Source organism: Pseudopedobacter sp. (assembly GCF_040392825.1).
In the GTDB taxonomy this organism is placed as follows: Bacteria; Bacteroidota; Bacteroidia; order Sphingobacteriales; family Sphingobacteriaceae; genus Pseudopedobacter.
In genome coordinates, this window is sequence record NZ_JBEBVH010000013.1 from 1 (window position 1) to 14338 (window position 14338).

Below are 14338 nucleotides of genomic sequence, written 5' to 3' on the forward strand. Positions count from 1 at the left end.
ACTCGCGACCCCAACCTTGGCAAGGTTGTGCTCTACCAACTGAGCTACTTTCGCATATTTTAAAGACCGTTCCCCGTTTGCGGGAGTGCAAATATAGATAGAAAAAAACATTTTGCAAGAGTAAAAAATAAAAAAACATTACATTTAATCTAACTCATTATTATTCAATGTCAAAAAGATTAAATTGCTTTCGTATCCCTTTGAAAAAGCATAATTATATAATTTATTTTTAGTATGAACATCTTTTTTGAAACCCAATTCTGCATGCTTCTTCTTAATTAATTCCTGCAAAACTTCTAGATAGTCTTCTTCCACGATTTGAGCAAAAGCTTTTTTAATTATAGTTTCCGGAATTCCTTTTAATTTAAGCCCTTGTTTTATCTTTTTCCGACCCCATTTTTTTATTCGGAATTTACCAGATACGTAAGCATTTGCAAATCTGGATTCATTCAAAAAATTATTTTCAATCAGATAGGCAATAAGTTCTTCAACTTGCGATGTATGCAAGTTCAATTTATATAATTTATCCCGGACTTCCTGTTGACTTCTTTCCTGATAAGCACAGTAAGTTTCTGCTTTATTTTTCGCCTCGGTATAAGAATAGACCTTAATGTTTTTTTTATTTAACATTCTGCTAAAATTAGTGTATTTCACTAATTATATCCAAATTTGTGCATCATGAATGAATTTACCTATAGTATCGAGCATATTGCACATTTAATCAGCGAAAAATCATCTATATCTTCTCCAAATCAGGTTATTCATCAATTACTAACTGATAGCAGGAAAATTACGGAAGCGAAGAATGCTTTGTTTTTTGTGTTGAAAGGGCGAAAAAATGCACATCAATACATAAAAGAACTATATAGAAATGGGGTTCGTTCTTTTGTTTATTACGACATTAATTTTGATATCAGCGAATATCCGGAAGGCAATTTTTTATATTCCACAGATCCTTTAAAATCGTTACAGGTTTTAGCCCGGATACACAGGTCTAAATTTAGCTTTCCTGTTATCGGAATTACGGGTAGTAATGGGAAAACAATTGTAAAGGAGTGGCTTTATCAGTTGTTGGCTTATAAGTTTACTATAGTACGTAGTCCAAAAAGTTATAACTCGCAAATAGGGGTTCCGCTTTCTGTGTGGAAAATGAGTAATGTATATGATCTGGGGATATTTGAAGCTGGAATTTCTCTGCCTGAAGAAATGGAAAAGCTTGAAGCTATTATACGACCCGATATAGGCGTATTCACAAATATTGGTTCCTCTCATGATGAAGGTTTCTCTTCTCAGGAAGAGAAAATAGCAGAGAAATTTAAGCTCTTCAAAAATGTAAAGAAGCTTATCTGTAATACTTCTTTCGCCAAATATGCTTCCTTAAGCTCCCAACTCTACACCTGGAGCTATGATGATAAAACTGCTGATTTATATATTAAAGATTATCATTTAAATGATGGTGGAATGCTGGTAGATATAATTTATAAGAATAACACTATCCAGATACAGGTGCCTTTTAAAGACAGAGCTTCTTTAGAAAATGCCATAACCTGTATACTCACTTTATTTGTTTTGGGATATGAAACAGATGAAATTACGAATAAGATAGCTAAACTGCATGCAGTAAAAATGCGTTTAGAGTTAAAAAGCGGCATTAATAATACTTCTATAATTGACGATTCATATAATTCAGACTTATCATCACTGGAAATTGCATTGGATTTTTTAAATCATCAACAGCAACACGATAAAAAAACTTTGATTCTGTCTGATATCCAGCAATCCGGATTAGATGGAAGAAACTTATATGAAAATGTAGCTAAACTTCTAAAATCGAAAGGTGTAAACAGACTAATAGGCATAGGAGAAGAAATATCTAAATACCAGAAATATTTCAATCCAGACAGCATATTTTATTTAGATACAGTTTCGTTTATTAGCGGCTTCAATCCATCAAACTTTAGAAATGAAACCATTCTATTAAAAGGCGCCAGAAAATTCGGATTTGAAAAGATAAGCAGTATACTTAGCCAACAGGTCCACGAAACTGTTCTGGAAATTAACCTGAATGCCATGGAACATAACTTAAACTATTATCGTTCTAAATTAAAGCCAAAGGTGAAATTAATGGCAATGGTTAAAGCTTTTGGTTACGGAAGCGGCAGTTTTGAGGTTGCAAACTTATTGCAGTTCAACCATGTAGATTATCTGGCTGTTGCTTATGCAGACGAAGGGGTTACTTTAAGACAGAATGGGATAACACTTCCAATTATGGTTTTAAGTCCAGAGATTTCATCTTTAGAAGCAATAGTTAAACATCAATTAGAACCCGAAATTTTTAGCCATTCAACTTTAGAAGCCTTCAGTAATTATTTGCAGAGTATAAATGTAACAGCGTATCCTGTTCATCTAAAACTAGATACAGGGATGCATAGATTGGGATTTATGCCCGAAGATTTAGACGATACTGTGAAATTTTTAAAAGGTAGAAAGACGATTCGGATTCAATCGGTATTTTCACACTTCGTAGCCAGCGAATCTGCAGCTCATGACGATTTTACAAGACAGCAAATTGAAATTATTAAAAGTTTTACCGACTCTTTGGAACAAGAGTTAGGTTATCCATTTATTAAACATATTAGCAATACATCGGCCATTACCAAGTGGCCTGAAGCCCAGTTTGACATGGTGAGACTAGGTATTGGCCTGTATGGTGTAGACAATTTTTCTGAAGACGATGAAAATTTGGAACAGGTGGCGGTACTCAAAACTACAGTTTCTCAAGTTAAAAATCTGAAAAGAGGAGAGACGATAGGTTACGGCAGAAGAGGTGTAATGCCAGAGGATGGGCAGATAGCGACAGTCAAGATTGGTTATGCAGACGGATTTTTACGAGCTTTGGGGAATGGCGCTGGCAGTATGTTTATAAATGGGGAAGAAGTTTTTACCATAGGAAATATTTGTATGGATATGTGTATGCTTAATATTTCCGGCAAGAATGTTAAAGAAGGCGATGAAGTCATTGTATTCGATTCTCAAAAAAGATTATACAAACTGGCAGAAAAATTAAATACAATTCCATACGAAATATTAACAAGTGTGTCTCAAAGGGTGAAACGGATTTATTATTATGAATAATAGGAATTGGCCATTAGTTGGAATAGTAAATTGGTAACTCCAGATTTACTAGTCACTATCTACGGAGAATTTGATCTCAGACTTAAAACTTTGCAGTAAAGCAAAAAAGAAGAAATTATGAAAAGGATTTTTAATGCTTTTATCAGATATTGTATAAAAGGTTTATTGTTGCTCTTGCCTATTGGAGGCGCGCTCTTTTTACTTTTTTGGGGGTTTTCTACTTTAGATTCATTCCTGAATTTTAGCGATAGTTTTTTGGTTAATCCTGAAACCGGAAAGCCACTTTACATTCCGGGATTAGGTATTTTGTCTGTTATTGTTGTGGTTTTTACAGCAGGAATAGTAGCAACATTATTTATTACCGACCCTATTAATGCATGGATAAACAGGCAAATCAACAAAGTACCTATTCTAAGATTTTTATATTCTTCTGTGAAAGATATTACAGAAGCATTTGTTGGCGACGAGAAAAAACTAAACGAACCTGTATTGGTAGAACTGAAAGATGGTATTAAAAAGATAGGCTTTTTAACTCAGAAGGACCTGAAAATTATAGGTTTGGAAGATGAAGTTGCAGTATATTTCCCCTGGTCTTATTCATTTGCGGGAGAATTGATAATAGTTAAAAAGGAACAGGTGAAACCTTTAAATGTGTCCTCGGCTCAGGCTATGAAGTTTATTGTTTCGGGAGGAGTTACCTCAATACAAAATTAAGTAAAGGAAAATTTTACTAAAAAGTACATAGCATAGTAGCATGTTTCTTTCCGAAATCTGCTCCTGTTGCTTCATGTATAGCCAGCATTTTATCGTTGAAATCTCCCACCCATGAAAGTTCAAGTTCCTGATATTGGTTTAAGGGCAAAACATATTCTTTCAATTTAATAAATAAGGCAGATTCCAGTCCATGTTTTTGGAATTTTTCTTTAGTTCCCATTACAATAGCCCGCATTCTGGTAGCACCTTTATATCTGTAGTATAAAAAGCGAAGTTTTTCTATAAAGCCTAGTTTTCCTTTAAGAGGTTTAATCATTTGATTGGCATCCGGAAGTATAATGATAAATGATGCCGGTTCGTCATTAACATAAGCAAACCAAATTAGTTTGGGATCCATAATGAGCTTCATTTTCTGAAAAGATTCAATAACGGTTTCGAGTTTAATAGGAGAGAAGTTGTCGAAATCTTTCCAGGCATCGTTATAAATTTCCATAAAATCATGGGCAAACTTATTAAACTTCTGATCGTCATAATGTTCAAAAGTATATCCATCTTTTTGGCTTACCCACTTTGCAATTTTGGTAAAACGTTCAGGAAAAGGTTTGTTTACGTCTAGGTGGTTGGTTATTTGCTCGTACATGGTTTTAAAACCATAGTTGTCGAAATGTTTTTTATAATAAGGCTTGTGATAGTTCATTCCAAAAGAAGGATGCGTAAAGCCGTCAATTAAAAGTCCCCAAAAACTATCATTTTCTCCAAAATTTATGGGGCCCATCATAGCTTCCATCCCGTGATTTTGAAGCCATTTTTTTGCTGTGTCAAATAATAATGTGAAAGCCGCTTCATTATCTATACATTCTACAAAGCCAATACCTCCAGTGGCTTTCTCAAAGCTGTGTGCTTTTTTATAGTTAATAAAAGCAGCAATTCTGCCAATTAGTTTACCGTTATCATCAAAAAGTATCCATCTGGTAGCTTTACCATGTTGATGAAAACTGTTTTTTTTGGAAGAAAAAACCGCTTCAATATCTATATCCAGTGGGCAAACCCACATTTTGTCATTGGCATAAATAATTCTAGAAACTTCTAGGAACTGCTTGATATCTTTTGTTGAAAGAACTTCCTTTATTTTCATTTGATGTTATCTTGGCATTTAAAGTGAAAAAGCATTCACAAAATGAATGCTTTTTCTGGATATTTTAGAGAATGTTAATGATTAATAATCATCGTCGTCATCATCAAAATCACTTCCGAATCCATCACTCAGCCCCAGGTCATCAATAGGAAAGTCAAGATCGTCATCCTCATCATCGAAATTGCTTTTTCCTTTAGACTTGCTCAAAGATTCTTCAGAAGAATCGTCCAATGGTTTTTCACTCTTAGTTGGTTTTTTGGGAGTTTTCATTAACGTAATTTTACTTCTTTTTTATTCCTAAATGTTCATTATAATGATTATGGTGAGCGAATCAACCAAAAATCTATATGTCAAAAATAGGAGGAAAATCCATATCTAAAAAATGATTTTAAAATTATTCTGCTTTTTCTCCTATTTCTATTTGATCCACATTTTCAATATCCTTTAATTGAGGCAGATCTAAAACTGAATTAATTCCGAAATAATCTAAAAAATATTCACTAAGTCCGTATAAAATTGGCCTTCCCGGTCCTTCGGCTTTACCCTGAATCGTTATAAAGTCTTTTTCCAGCAGCTTTTGTATCGTATAGTCGCAATTAACACCTCTTATCTGCTCGATCTCCAGTTTAGTAATAGGCTGTCTGTAGGCAATGATAGATAGTGTTTCTAACGAAGCCTGACTCAATTTTTTCTTAGAACGCTGAATATGCAATTGTTGTATAATTGGTTGCATATTTTTTTTCGTTAAAAATTGATATCCACCGCCAGTTTTTACCAGCTCTATGGCGAATCTGTCATCAGCATATTTACTACCAATATTTAGCAAATACTGCTCAATTTCATCGTCCGAAATGTCCTCACTGGTTGCTGTTTGTAAACAAATAGCAATTTCTTCTAATCTTAAACTGGTATCCGAAGCAAAAATTAAAGCCTCAATATATTGTTCAACCATTTTTCAGAACTTTAATAATTGATTTCTTGCTGAACTAAATGATCTACGTTTCTCCATTCGTACAACTGATTTCGTAATTGAGGCTCGAAACCAGCTTCTTTTATAGCATCTTGTATTCCATTAGAAGTAAACCTATGCGGGGCACCGGCAGCACTTACCACATTTTCTTCAATCATAATAGAGCCAAAATCATTTGCTCCAGCATGTAAACAAAGCTGTGCTACATTTTTTCCAACGGTAAGCCACGAGGCCTGAATGTTTTTTATGTTTGGAAGCATAATCCGGCTCAATGCAATCATGCGTAAATATTCGTCACCGGTAACATTGTTGCTAATACCACGAACTTTTTTCAGTAAGGTGCCATCATCTTGAAACGGCCATGGTATAAAGGCTGTAAATCCGTAATGTCCCTCTGGTTTCTCTGACTGAACTTGTCTGATCCAGACCAAATGCTCAAAACGCTCTTCTATAGTTTCTATATGGCCAAACATCATAGTTGCAGAAGTAGCTATATTTAATTTATGAGCCGCTCTCATAACATCCAGCCATTCCTGACCACCACATTTTCCTTTAGAAATCAATCTTCTGACCCGATCATTTAAAATTTCAGCACCTGCACCCGGTAAAGAATCTAAACCAGCTTCCTTCAGGGCTTTTAATACATCATAGTGACTCATGCCTTCAAGCTTACAAACGTGTGCAATTTCCGGAGGGCCGAGAGCGTGTAATCTTAAAGTCGGATATAATTCCTTTAGTTGTTTAAATAGATCTACATAGAATTGAAGACCTAAATCAGGATGATGACCACCCTGTAAAAGGAGTTGATCACCACCATAAAGAAATGTTTCTTCTATTTTCTTCTTATAGGTTTCTATATCTGTAATATAGCTTTCTTCATGTCCCGGTCTTCTGAAAAAATTGCAAAACTTACAATTAGCAATACAAACGTTGGTCGTGTTTACATTTCTATCTATTTGCCAGGTTACTTTTCCGTGAGGGACTTGTATTTTCCTAAGTTCGTTGGCTACATACATCAGTTCAGCAGTACTGGCATGATGATAAAGGTGCATTCCCTCCTCCAAGCTTAAAAACTCGAAATTTAGGGCCCGATTAAGTAGTTCCAGAATATTCATATGAACAAAAGTACTCTATTTTGAGCTATTTCTTTATCTATAACTTGTAAAAAAGAGACGCTTTCAGCAGTAGGTCTTTATTTTTCCGGATTTTATTTAGCTGCCAACTTTTTGAGCTCCTTTTTACTAAATTCTTTTTGCACTATATCTTTGGATAATTCTGGTACCTTAAGAGAGTTTTTGTAATCTTTAGTAGGGGTATTGTCTCCATAAAAGAATTTTATGTTAACATAATTGTATCTGGGATTATCTATAGATTCCTTTAATGTAGTCGGGACTGGAATATCAAAAGGTCTGTCTTTCGGATAAATAACTCTTACCGAAAAAGTATAAGACTTATCGCTATCATTGTATTTTACAGAACTAGCCAACTTACTCTGCGGATAAACAGTATCGCCCTCTTTAACCTTTACCGTTCCTTTCATAAAGCCGTTATATACTGCAAGCGAGCCATCTTGATGCTGAACAACAATTTTGTTTATAGCGCTTTTATAACTAAACTTTGTATCTGGTGTTACTTCATACTTATCCAATATTTCAATCACAGTCCCTTTTCTAATTGCTAATATATCTGTAGACTCTTGAGTTCTGAATTTGAATGATTTAAAGTAATCTGGTGTTTTTTCTCCTATAATAGAGCTCGTCACTAAACCTGCATTCCTTACAAAATATTCTGTGTTGGAAGGTAGCGGCAGGGCATAAACAAAATTTGTGTCTACTTTAGCGGTAGATCCCAGCATATACTGGTAGGAGTAAGTTTTAAAAGTTATTGGTAAGGTGTTATCGGAAGGTTTAAGTTTAAGAAGCGTTCCAGTTGGATTAAGAGCAACCGTTTCATATTCTTCATGCATAGAAGAAGAATTGGCAAGCTCGTTTAGTTTCACTTTCACTATATACATCCCGTGTTTATTTTTAATATAATTAAAATCAACACTTTGATCACTATTTCTCTCAATGCTAATTTCCAGATCTCGCTGTGCGAATGTATAAAGAGTAGTAAATATTAACAACAGTGATAAAATTGGTTTAGGTCTCATGTTTTAAATTATTTTGTTGTAAATATATTGTTTTTTAAAGATGTTTTTGTTTCTTGTGGTAGACAATTAAAGCTATTTAGTTTTAAAACCCTAATTTTGGAAACAAGATTATAAGATCCCACCAAATTAATATGTTGAAATACGAAAAATTTGTATTGAAAAATGGACTACGTGTTTTAGTCCATGAAGATCACAATACGCCAATGGCAGTATTAAATATACTGTACGATGTTGGAGCCCGCGATGAACAAGAAGACAAAACAGGTTTTGCGCATTTATTTGAGCACTTGATGTTTGGAGGTTCTGTAAATATCCCTTCTTACGATGAACCTTTACAAAGAGTTGGTGGTGAAAATAATGCTTTTACCAGTAACGACATTACAAATTACTATATCACATTACCTGCTGCTAATTTAGAAACTGCTTTTTGGTTAGAATCGGACAGAATGCTAAGTCTGGCTTTTTCTGAAAAGAGTCTGGAAGTACAAAGGAATGTAGTTTGCGAAGAATTTAAACAGAGGTACTTAAACCAGCCTTATGGCGATGTATGGTTAAAGTTGAGACCCCTGGTTTATAAAAATCATCCTTATAGATGGGCTACTATTGGTAAGGAACTCTCACACATCGAGGACGCGAAAATGGAAGACGTTAAAGCGTTCTTTAAAAAACATTATAATCCGCAGAACGCCATATTAATAGTTGGAGGAGATGTGGAAATGACGGAGGTTAAAAGGCTGGCAGAGAAATGGTTTGAACCAATAGAACCCGGAACTAAGTACCTAAGAAATTTACCTCATGAAGACGAACAGACCGAAGAGGTTAGAGAAACAGTTTATGCAGACGTTCCATTGAATGCCATTTATAAAGTCTTTAAAATGGTTGGTAAGGCAGATGAAAAATACCCGGTTTACGATTTAATATCAGATATTCTTTCACAGGGTAAATCTTCCAGGCTGTATAGGCAACTAGTTAAAGAAAAACAGCTGTTTTCAGACATTAATGCATACAATTACGGCAGTATAGATACCGGAATGTTCGTCATAGAAGGTAGGTTAAACGAGAATGTTAACCCGGAAGATGCAGATAATGCCATCTGGCAGGAATTAACGCGACTAAAGGAAGAAATCGTGTTAGAAGACGAGTTAATAAAAGTGAAGAATAAATACGAATCTACATTTGAATTTGCAGAAATGAGCTTGCTGGATAAAGCAATGAATCTGGCATTTTACGAACTATTGGGAAATGCCAATGATTTAAATGAAGAAATAGAGAAATATCAAAAAGTCACTAGAGAAGATATTATGGATATTTCTCGGTTTATGTTTCAAAAAGAAAAGTCCACAACCTTATATTATCTGTCAAACAATGCTAAATAGAAAAGAGGCACCTTTATTTAAAGAAGTAGAAAATATACATTTTGTCCATGCCGAAGAAAAAAGACTTAAAAACGGAATACCGGTTTTTATTTTAAACGGAGGGGAGCAAAATTTAGTCAGAGTCGAGTTTATTTTTAAAAATGTGAATTGGGACGCTTCTGAACCACTATCCGGAAGTATAACCAATTCGATGTTAAGCGAAGGGACCCACAATTTAACAGCTGGAGAGATAGCAGATAAAATTGATTTTTATGGTGCTTTTTTTCAGGCTGAATCTGGTTTCGATCGGTCTTCTGTAACTTTATATAGCTTAAATAGACATCTTGGCAGTACTTTGCCTATTATACAGGATATACTATTTAATTCGAACTTTCCGCAAAAAGAATTAGATACGCTATTGAATACGCATAAGCAAAGAATGAAGGTTTCTTTAGAAAAGAACGACTTTCTGGCTAAAAAGACATTCAATAAATTAGTATTTGGTGATACTTTATATGGATATACTGCCGAATTGGAAGATTTTGATAAAGTAAACCGAGAGGAACTTATGGCTTACTATAAAAAGGCTTATCATCCCAAAAATTGTACTATCGTTATCGCAGGGAAAGTAGATAATACTGTATTAACTATGTTGGACAGCCTTTTTGGCGGATGGACAAATGAAGCGCATTTTGAAGAAAATAACTTTGACATCCCTGAAGTGAAATCGAAATTCGAACTGGTAGAAAAAGACCAGGCATTACAGTCAGCTATAAGACTAGGTATAAAAACAGTAAATAGAACGCATCCGGATTTCTTTGGTATGCAGCTCTTAACAACCGTTTTAGGTGGATATTTTGGCAGCAGATTGATGTCGAATATCAGGGAAGATAAAGGTTATACTTATGGAATAGGCGCTGCTAATATATCCTTAGAAAATACCGGAACTTTTTTTATTGCCTCGGAAGTAGGAGCGGATGTTTGCAGAAATACATTTGAAGAGATAGAAAAAGAAATTAATATTCTGAAAACAGAACTTATACCAGAGGAAGAATTAAAACTGGTGAAAAACTATTTTATCGGAAGTATTTTGGGAAGCTTAGAGAATATTTTTTCTCATGCAGATAAGTTTAAAAATATCTATTTCTACGGATTGGATTATAGTCACTTAGAGAGGCAAATCCAAACTATCAAACACTTGACTTCTGAAGAGCTTAAAGCTCTTGCCAATAAATACCTTGTATTTGACGACTTTATTAAGGTTGTTGTTGGGAAGTATTAGTTTATTTTAAGTGGTTTCATTATTCGGTGAAACCACTTGAAGTTTTTGTTTTATTTCCCTCAAATGACAAATTATTTTTTTGTTTTAGGATAAAATCGTAATTTTGTATCGCAAATAAAGACCCTTAATTTATTTGCTATGCAATTAGATCCACATAAATTTATAGCCGAAGGATTAACTTACGATGATGTTCTATTAGTTCCGGCTTATTCAGAAGTTTTACCAAGAGAAGTTGATACTTCTACATTCTTAACAAGAAACATTCGCTTAAATGTTCCTATTGTCTCTGCAGCAATGGATACTGTTACAGATGCCAATTTAGCTATCGCAATCGCACAAACAGGAGGTATAGGCTTTCTTCATAAGAATATGACCATAGAAGCTCAGGCTGCCGAAGTAAGAAAAGTTAAACGGTCAGAAAGTGGAATGATCCAGGATCCGGTTACTTTATCGCAAAAGGCAACGGTAGGAGAAGCTTTCAAAATGATGAAAGAATTCCAGATAGGAGGAATCCCAATTGTTTCAGATAATAACAAATTAGTTGGTATCGTTACCAATCGTGATTTACGCTTCCAAAAAGATTTAAACATTTTAGTTTCTGACGTCATGACGAAAGAAAACCTGATAACAGCTCCGGAAGGTACAACCTTAAAAGAAGCGGAATCTATTCTTCAGGATTATAAAATAGAAAAATTGCCGGTTGTTCGCGAAGATGGAACTTTATCAGGATTGATTACTTTTAAAGACATCCAAAAGTTTAAAAACTATCCATCCGCATGTAAAGACGAACACGGGAGACTTAGAGTTGGCGCAGCAGTGGGTGTAACAACAGATACATTGGAACGTGTTGAAGCTTTGGTGAAAGCCGGAGTTGATGTAATCACAATAGATACAGCACACGGTCATTCCAAAGGGGTAATAGATAAGCTAAAAGAAGTAAAAGCGAAATTTCCGCAAGTAGACGTAATCGCTGGAAATATTGCGACTGGAGCAGCTGCTAAGGCTTTGGTAGAGGCAGGAGCAGATGCCGTAAAAGTAGGAATAGGTCCTGGTTCCATTTGTACAACCAGAATTATTGCAGGTGTGGGCGTTCCTCAGCTATATGCAGTTTATGAAGTTGCTAAAGCTTTGGAAGGAACAGGAATTCCCTTAATTGCCGATGGTGGTATCAAACAAACCGGAGATATAGCCAAAGCGATTGCTGCAGGAGCAAGTACTATTATGGCAGGTTCACTTTTTGCAGGTGTTGAAGAAGCTCCCGGAGAAACCATTATTTATGAAGGGAGAAAATTCAAATCGTATAGAGGAATGGGATCTGTAGAAGCTATGGAGCAAGGTTCTAAAGACAGATATTTTCAGGATGTAGAAGCCGATATTAAAAAATTAGTACCAGAAGGTATTGTCGGAAGAGTACCTTATAAAGGAACTTTGGCAGAAGTTATGCATCAATATATAGGAGGTCTCAGAGCTAGTATGGGATACTGTGGAGCAAAAGATATTCCTGCATTACAAAAGGCACAATTTGTAAGAATTACTGCTTCGGGAATAAGAGAATCTCATCCACACGGAATTACGATTACTAAAGAAGCACCTAACTACAGTAGATAGTAAATACTAAAATCAGAAGACGCAGGATTACAAAGAGATTCATTCTTATACGTAACCCTGCGTTTTTTGTTGATATACTTTTACTGAAAATCTATCCGAACGATATCTCCGATATTCAGGCCTAGCAACCCGCTTGCATTCCCCTTATTAATGGCAATTTCTAAATGATCCGATATACCAAATAAACAAAGTTTTTCACCTTCCGGAACTTCGTTATAGTGCCAGCTTAGTTGATTGATTGTTTCGTTTCTTCTGAAAGAAAGTGTAAAGTTTCGTCCTTGTTGTACCTTTGTAAATAAATTTTTGGTTACGTTGGTTACAACATTCTGGAAAGAATCTACAAAAATAACACTGCCTTTAATCTGATCTGGCTCAACAATAGGGTGTAAGTTCACCCTTTCCTCCACTTTATCGGTTGGTATGCCTATCTCTTTAAGAGCACCTCCGGCAGCCAAATGGCAGGCAGCTTTCACAAAAATATCAGCCAAAGGAAAATGCAAAAATTTTAAATCCTGCATAATATTAATTTCAACAATTTCCTGAGGTTCCTCATCAAATATCAAAGAAAATATTCCATTATCAGAACCGACAAAATAATGGTCTCTGTATTTTACGGCAATATATTTGTTATACTCGCTGTAAACCGTATCAATTCCAATTAAATGGACCGTATTTTTTGGAAAATAAGAAAAACAGTTCTTTAAAATAAATGCAGCCCTCGAAATATTAAAGGCTTGTATTTCATGCGTAATATCAATAATATTCACATGAGGCAAAGTACTTAAGATACTGCCTTTTAATGCCGCTTGGTAAAAATCTTTATACCCTAAATCTGTGGTTAAAGTAATAATTGCCATTAAATTTGTGAATATTTATTCTTATTCTTGCATTACAAGAACGAGTAGCGCAAAATTAAGTTTTTAATTTACATAACATACTCAAAACATTAAAAAGTAGAGCTTGAACGAACTTAAAATTACCTTAGAAACAGTAAATCCTCTTATATTATGGGGACCAAATAATGAATACTTTGAACTGATAAAGCGTTCATTTCCAAAAATAAAAATAGTTGCAAGGGGCGAAGAATTAAAGGCTTTAGGAGACGAAAATGAACTCATAAAATTTAATCAAAAAATCACCTCGATTATAAAGCATTTAGATAAATATCAGAATCTGTCGACCGGCGATATAGAGAATATATTGGGAGAAGATGCTGTAAAACGCGTAGAAGAGACCGAGTCTGGCAATAAAGGATCTTCCGAAGTCATCGTTTTTGGTCAAAATGGCCTGTTGGTGAAAGCCCGTACGGCTAACCAAAGAAAAATGGTGACCAGTATTAATGAAAACGATATATTATTTGCTATCGGTCCGGCGGGTACCGGAAAAACGTATACTGCTGTAGCATTAGCAGTAAGAGCACTTAAGAATAAGGAGGTAAAAAGAATCATTTTAACCCGACCTGCAGTTGAGGCTGGAGAAAATCTGGGATTTTTACCCGGTGACCTGAAAGAAAAGGTAGACCCTTATTTAAGACCGCTTTATGACGCTTTGGATGATATGCTTCCCGCAGAACGTCTGAAAACGTATATAGAAAACCGGACAATTGAAATTGCTCCTTTAGCATTTATGAGGGGAAGGACATTAGATAATTGTTTTGTAATTTTAGATGAGGCACAGAATGCTACAGACATGCAATTAAAAATGTTCCTGACACGTATGGGGCCAACTGCAAAATTTATAGTAACTGGCGACGTTACCCAGATAGATTTACCTAAAAAGCAACAATCTGGTTTATTCAATGCCTTAAGAATTTTAGAAGGAATAAAAGGAATAGGTATTATTTATTTAAGCGGAGAAGATGTGGTAAGGCACAAGTTGGTTAAGCGGATACTTGAAGCTTACGGAGACATTCAGTAAGTTTCTGCAGACAAATGTATTACACAGACTTTTAAACATTAATTATAGTTCATCAAGAGTTTAACAATAG

General features: G+C 34.9%; 13 protein-coding genes. 6 read left to right on the forward strand and 7 right to left on the reverse strand.

What is annotated here, in order from left to right:
- Positions 1 to 144: 144 nt before the first annotated feature.
- A complete protein-coding gene (locus ABWO41_RS01800) occupies positions 145 to 630 on the reverse strand; it encodes a regulatory protein RecX (protein WP_353132508.1) in 486 nt (161 codons plus the stop codon).
- A 48-nt stretch (positions 631 to 678) separates the two neighbouring features.
- Here ABWO41_RS01800 and ABWO41_RS01805 point away from each other — a divergent pair, with 48 nt between their 5' ends.
- Both ABWO41_RS01805 and ABWO41_RS01810 read left to right on the forward strand, forming a co-directional pair.
- Positions 679 to 3135 (forward strand): bifunctional UDP-N-acetylmuramoyl-tripeptide:D-alanyl-D-alanine ligase/alanine racemase, encoded by a 2457-nt coding sequence (locus tag ABWO41_RS01805; RefSeq protein WP_353132511.1) that lies wholly within the window; start codon positions 679 to 681, stop codon positions 3133 to 3135.
- 117 nt (positions 3136 to 3252) lie between these two features.
- On the forward strand, positions 3253 to 3849 hold the full coding sequence (locus ABWO41_RS01810; RefSeq protein WP_353132514.1) for a DUF502 domain-containing protein: 597 nt from the start codon (positions 3253 to 3255) through the stop codon (positions 3847 to 3849).
- Between the two features lie 16 nt (positions 3850 to 3865).
- On the opposite strand, the gene ABWO41_RS01815 is transcribed toward ABWO41_RS01810, so the two are convergent.
- From ABWO41_RS01815 to ABWO41_RS01835, 5 genes are all read right to left on the reverse strand, one after another.
- A complete protein-coding gene (locus ABWO41_RS01815) occupies positions 3866 to 4984 on the reverse strand; it encodes a GNAT family N-acetyltransferase (protein ID WP_353132517.1) in 1119 nt (372 codons plus the stop codon).
- Between the two features lie 81 nt (positions 4985 to 5065).
- Positions 5066 to 5254, reverse strand: a complete 189-nt coding sequence (locus ABWO41_RS01820) for a hypothetical protein (protein WP_353132520.1) — start codon at positions 5252 to 5254, stop codon at positions 5066 to 5068.
- A 124-nt stretch (positions 5255 to 5378) separates the two neighbouring features.
- Positions 5379 to 5936: an SMC-Scp complex subunit ScpB gene (scpB, locus tag ABWO41_RS01825; RefSeq protein ID WP_353132522.1), complete on the reverse strand. Its 558-nt coding sequence runs from the start codon at positions 5934 to 5936 to the stop codon at positions 5379 to 5381.
- A gap of 11 nt (positions 5937 to 5947) precedes the next feature.
- Positions 5948 to 7069, reverse strand: coding sequence for a cyclic dehypoxanthinyl futalosine synthase (gene mqnC, locus ABWO41_RS01830; protein ID WP_353132525.1), 1122 nt, complete (start codon positions 7067 to 7069; stop codon positions 5948 to 5950).
- Between the two features lie 92 nt (positions 7070 to 7161).
- On the reverse strand, positions 7162 to 8106 hold the full coding sequence (locus ABWO41_RS01835; RefSeq protein ID WP_353132528.1) for a M23 family metallopeptidase: 945 nt from the start codon (positions 8104 to 8106) through the stop codon (positions 7162 to 7164).
- A gap of 131 nt (positions 8107 to 8237) precedes the next feature.
- Between ABWO41_RS01835 and ABWO41_RS01840 the strand changes: the two genes are divergently transcribed.
- The 3 genes from ABWO41_RS01840 to guaB all read left to right on the forward strand — a co-directional run bounded on the left by ABWO41_RS01840 (position 8238) and on the right by guaB (position 12351).
- Entirely contained in the window at positions 8238 to 9482 is a 1245-nt protein-coding gene (locus ABWO41_RS01840; RefSeq protein WP_353132531.1) for a M16 family metallopeptidase, read from the forward strand.
- Positions 9472 to 10743, forward strand: coding sequence for a M16 family metallopeptidase (locus tag ABWO41_RS01845; RefSeq protein ID WP_353132534.1), 1272 nt, complete (start codon positions 9472 to 9474; stop codon positions 10741 to 10743). Before ABWO41_RS01840 ends, ABWO41_RS01845 begins: the two co-directional genes overlap by 11 nt.
- Before the next feature lie 138 nt (positions 10744 to 10881).
- Positions 10882 to 12351: an IMP dehydrogenase gene (guaB, locus tag ABWO41_RS01850; protein ID WP_353132537.1), complete on the forward strand. Its 1470-nt coding sequence runs from the start codon at positions 10882 to 10884 to the stop codon at positions 12349 to 12351.
- Positions 12352 to 12431: 80 nt separating this feature from the next.
- Here guaB and ABWO41_RS01855 read toward each other — a convergent pair whose 3' ends face one another.
- Positions 12432 to 13208: an SAM hydrolase/SAM-dependent halogenase family protein gene (locus tag ABWO41_RS01855; protein WP_353132540.1), complete on the reverse strand. Its 777-nt coding sequence runs from the start codon at positions 13206 to 13208 to the stop codon at positions 12432 to 12434.
- A gap of 103 nt (positions 13209 to 13311) precedes the next feature.
- Here ABWO41_RS01855 and ABWO41_RS01860 point away from each other — a divergent pair, with 103 nt between their 5' ends.
- Positions 13312 to 14268, forward strand: coding sequence for a PhoH family protein (locus ABWO41_RS01860; RefSeq protein ID WP_353132543.1), 957 nt, complete (start codon positions 13312 to 13314; stop codon positions 14266 to 14268).
- Positions 14269 to 14338 lie beyond the last annotated feature (70 nt).

Excerpts from the sequence above, each read along its gene's own strand:
- ABWO41_RS01800 (WP_353132508.1), bottom strand. The coding sequence starts at position 630 with ATGTTAAATAAAAAAAACATTAAGGTCTATTCTTATACCGAGGCGAAA.
- ABWO41_RS01805 (WP_353132511.1), top strand. The coding sequence starts at position 679 with ATGAATGAATTTACCTATAGTATCGAGCATATTGCACATTTAATCAGC.
- ABWO41_RS01810 (WP_353132514.1), top strand. The coding sequence starts at position 3,253 with ATGAAAAGGATTTTTAATGCTTTTATCAGATATTGTATAAAAGGTTTA.
- ABWO41_RS01815 (WP_353132517.1), bottom strand. The coding sequence starts at position 4,984 with ATGAAAATAAAGGAAGTTCTTTCAACAAAAGATATCAAGCAGTTCCTA.
- ABWO41_RS01820 (WP_353132520.1), bottom strand. The coding sequence starts at position 5,254 with ATGAAAACTCCCAAAAAACCAACTAAGAGTGAAAAACCATTGGACGAT.
- scpB (WP_353132522.1), bottom strand. The coding sequence starts at position 5,936 with ATGGTTGAACAATATATTGAGGCTTTAATTTTTGCTTCGGATACCAGT.
- mqnC (WP_353132525.1), bottom strand. The coding sequence starts at position 7,069 with ATGAATATTCTGGAACTACTTAATCGGGCCCTAAATTTCGAGTTTTTA.
- ABWO41_RS01835 (WP_353132528.1), bottom strand. The coding sequence starts at position 8,106 with ATGAGACCTAAACCAATTTTATCACTGTTGTTAATATTTACTACTCTT.
- ABWO41_RS01840 (WP_353132531.1), top strand. The coding sequence starts at position 8,238 with ATGTTGAAATACGAAAAATTTGTATTGAAAAATGGACTACGTGTTTTA.
- ABWO41_RS01845 (WP_353132534.1), top strand. The coding sequence starts at position 9,472 with ATGCTAAATAGAAAAGAGGCACCTTTATTTAAAGAAGTAGAAAATATA.
- guaB (WP_353132537.1), top strand. The coding sequence starts at position 10,882 with ATGCAATTAGATCCACATAAATTTATAGCCGAAGGATTAACTTACGAT.
- ABWO41_RS01855 (WP_353132540.1), bottom strand. The coding sequence starts at position 13,208 with ATGGCAATTATTACTTTAACCACAGATTTAGGGTATAAAGATTTTTAC.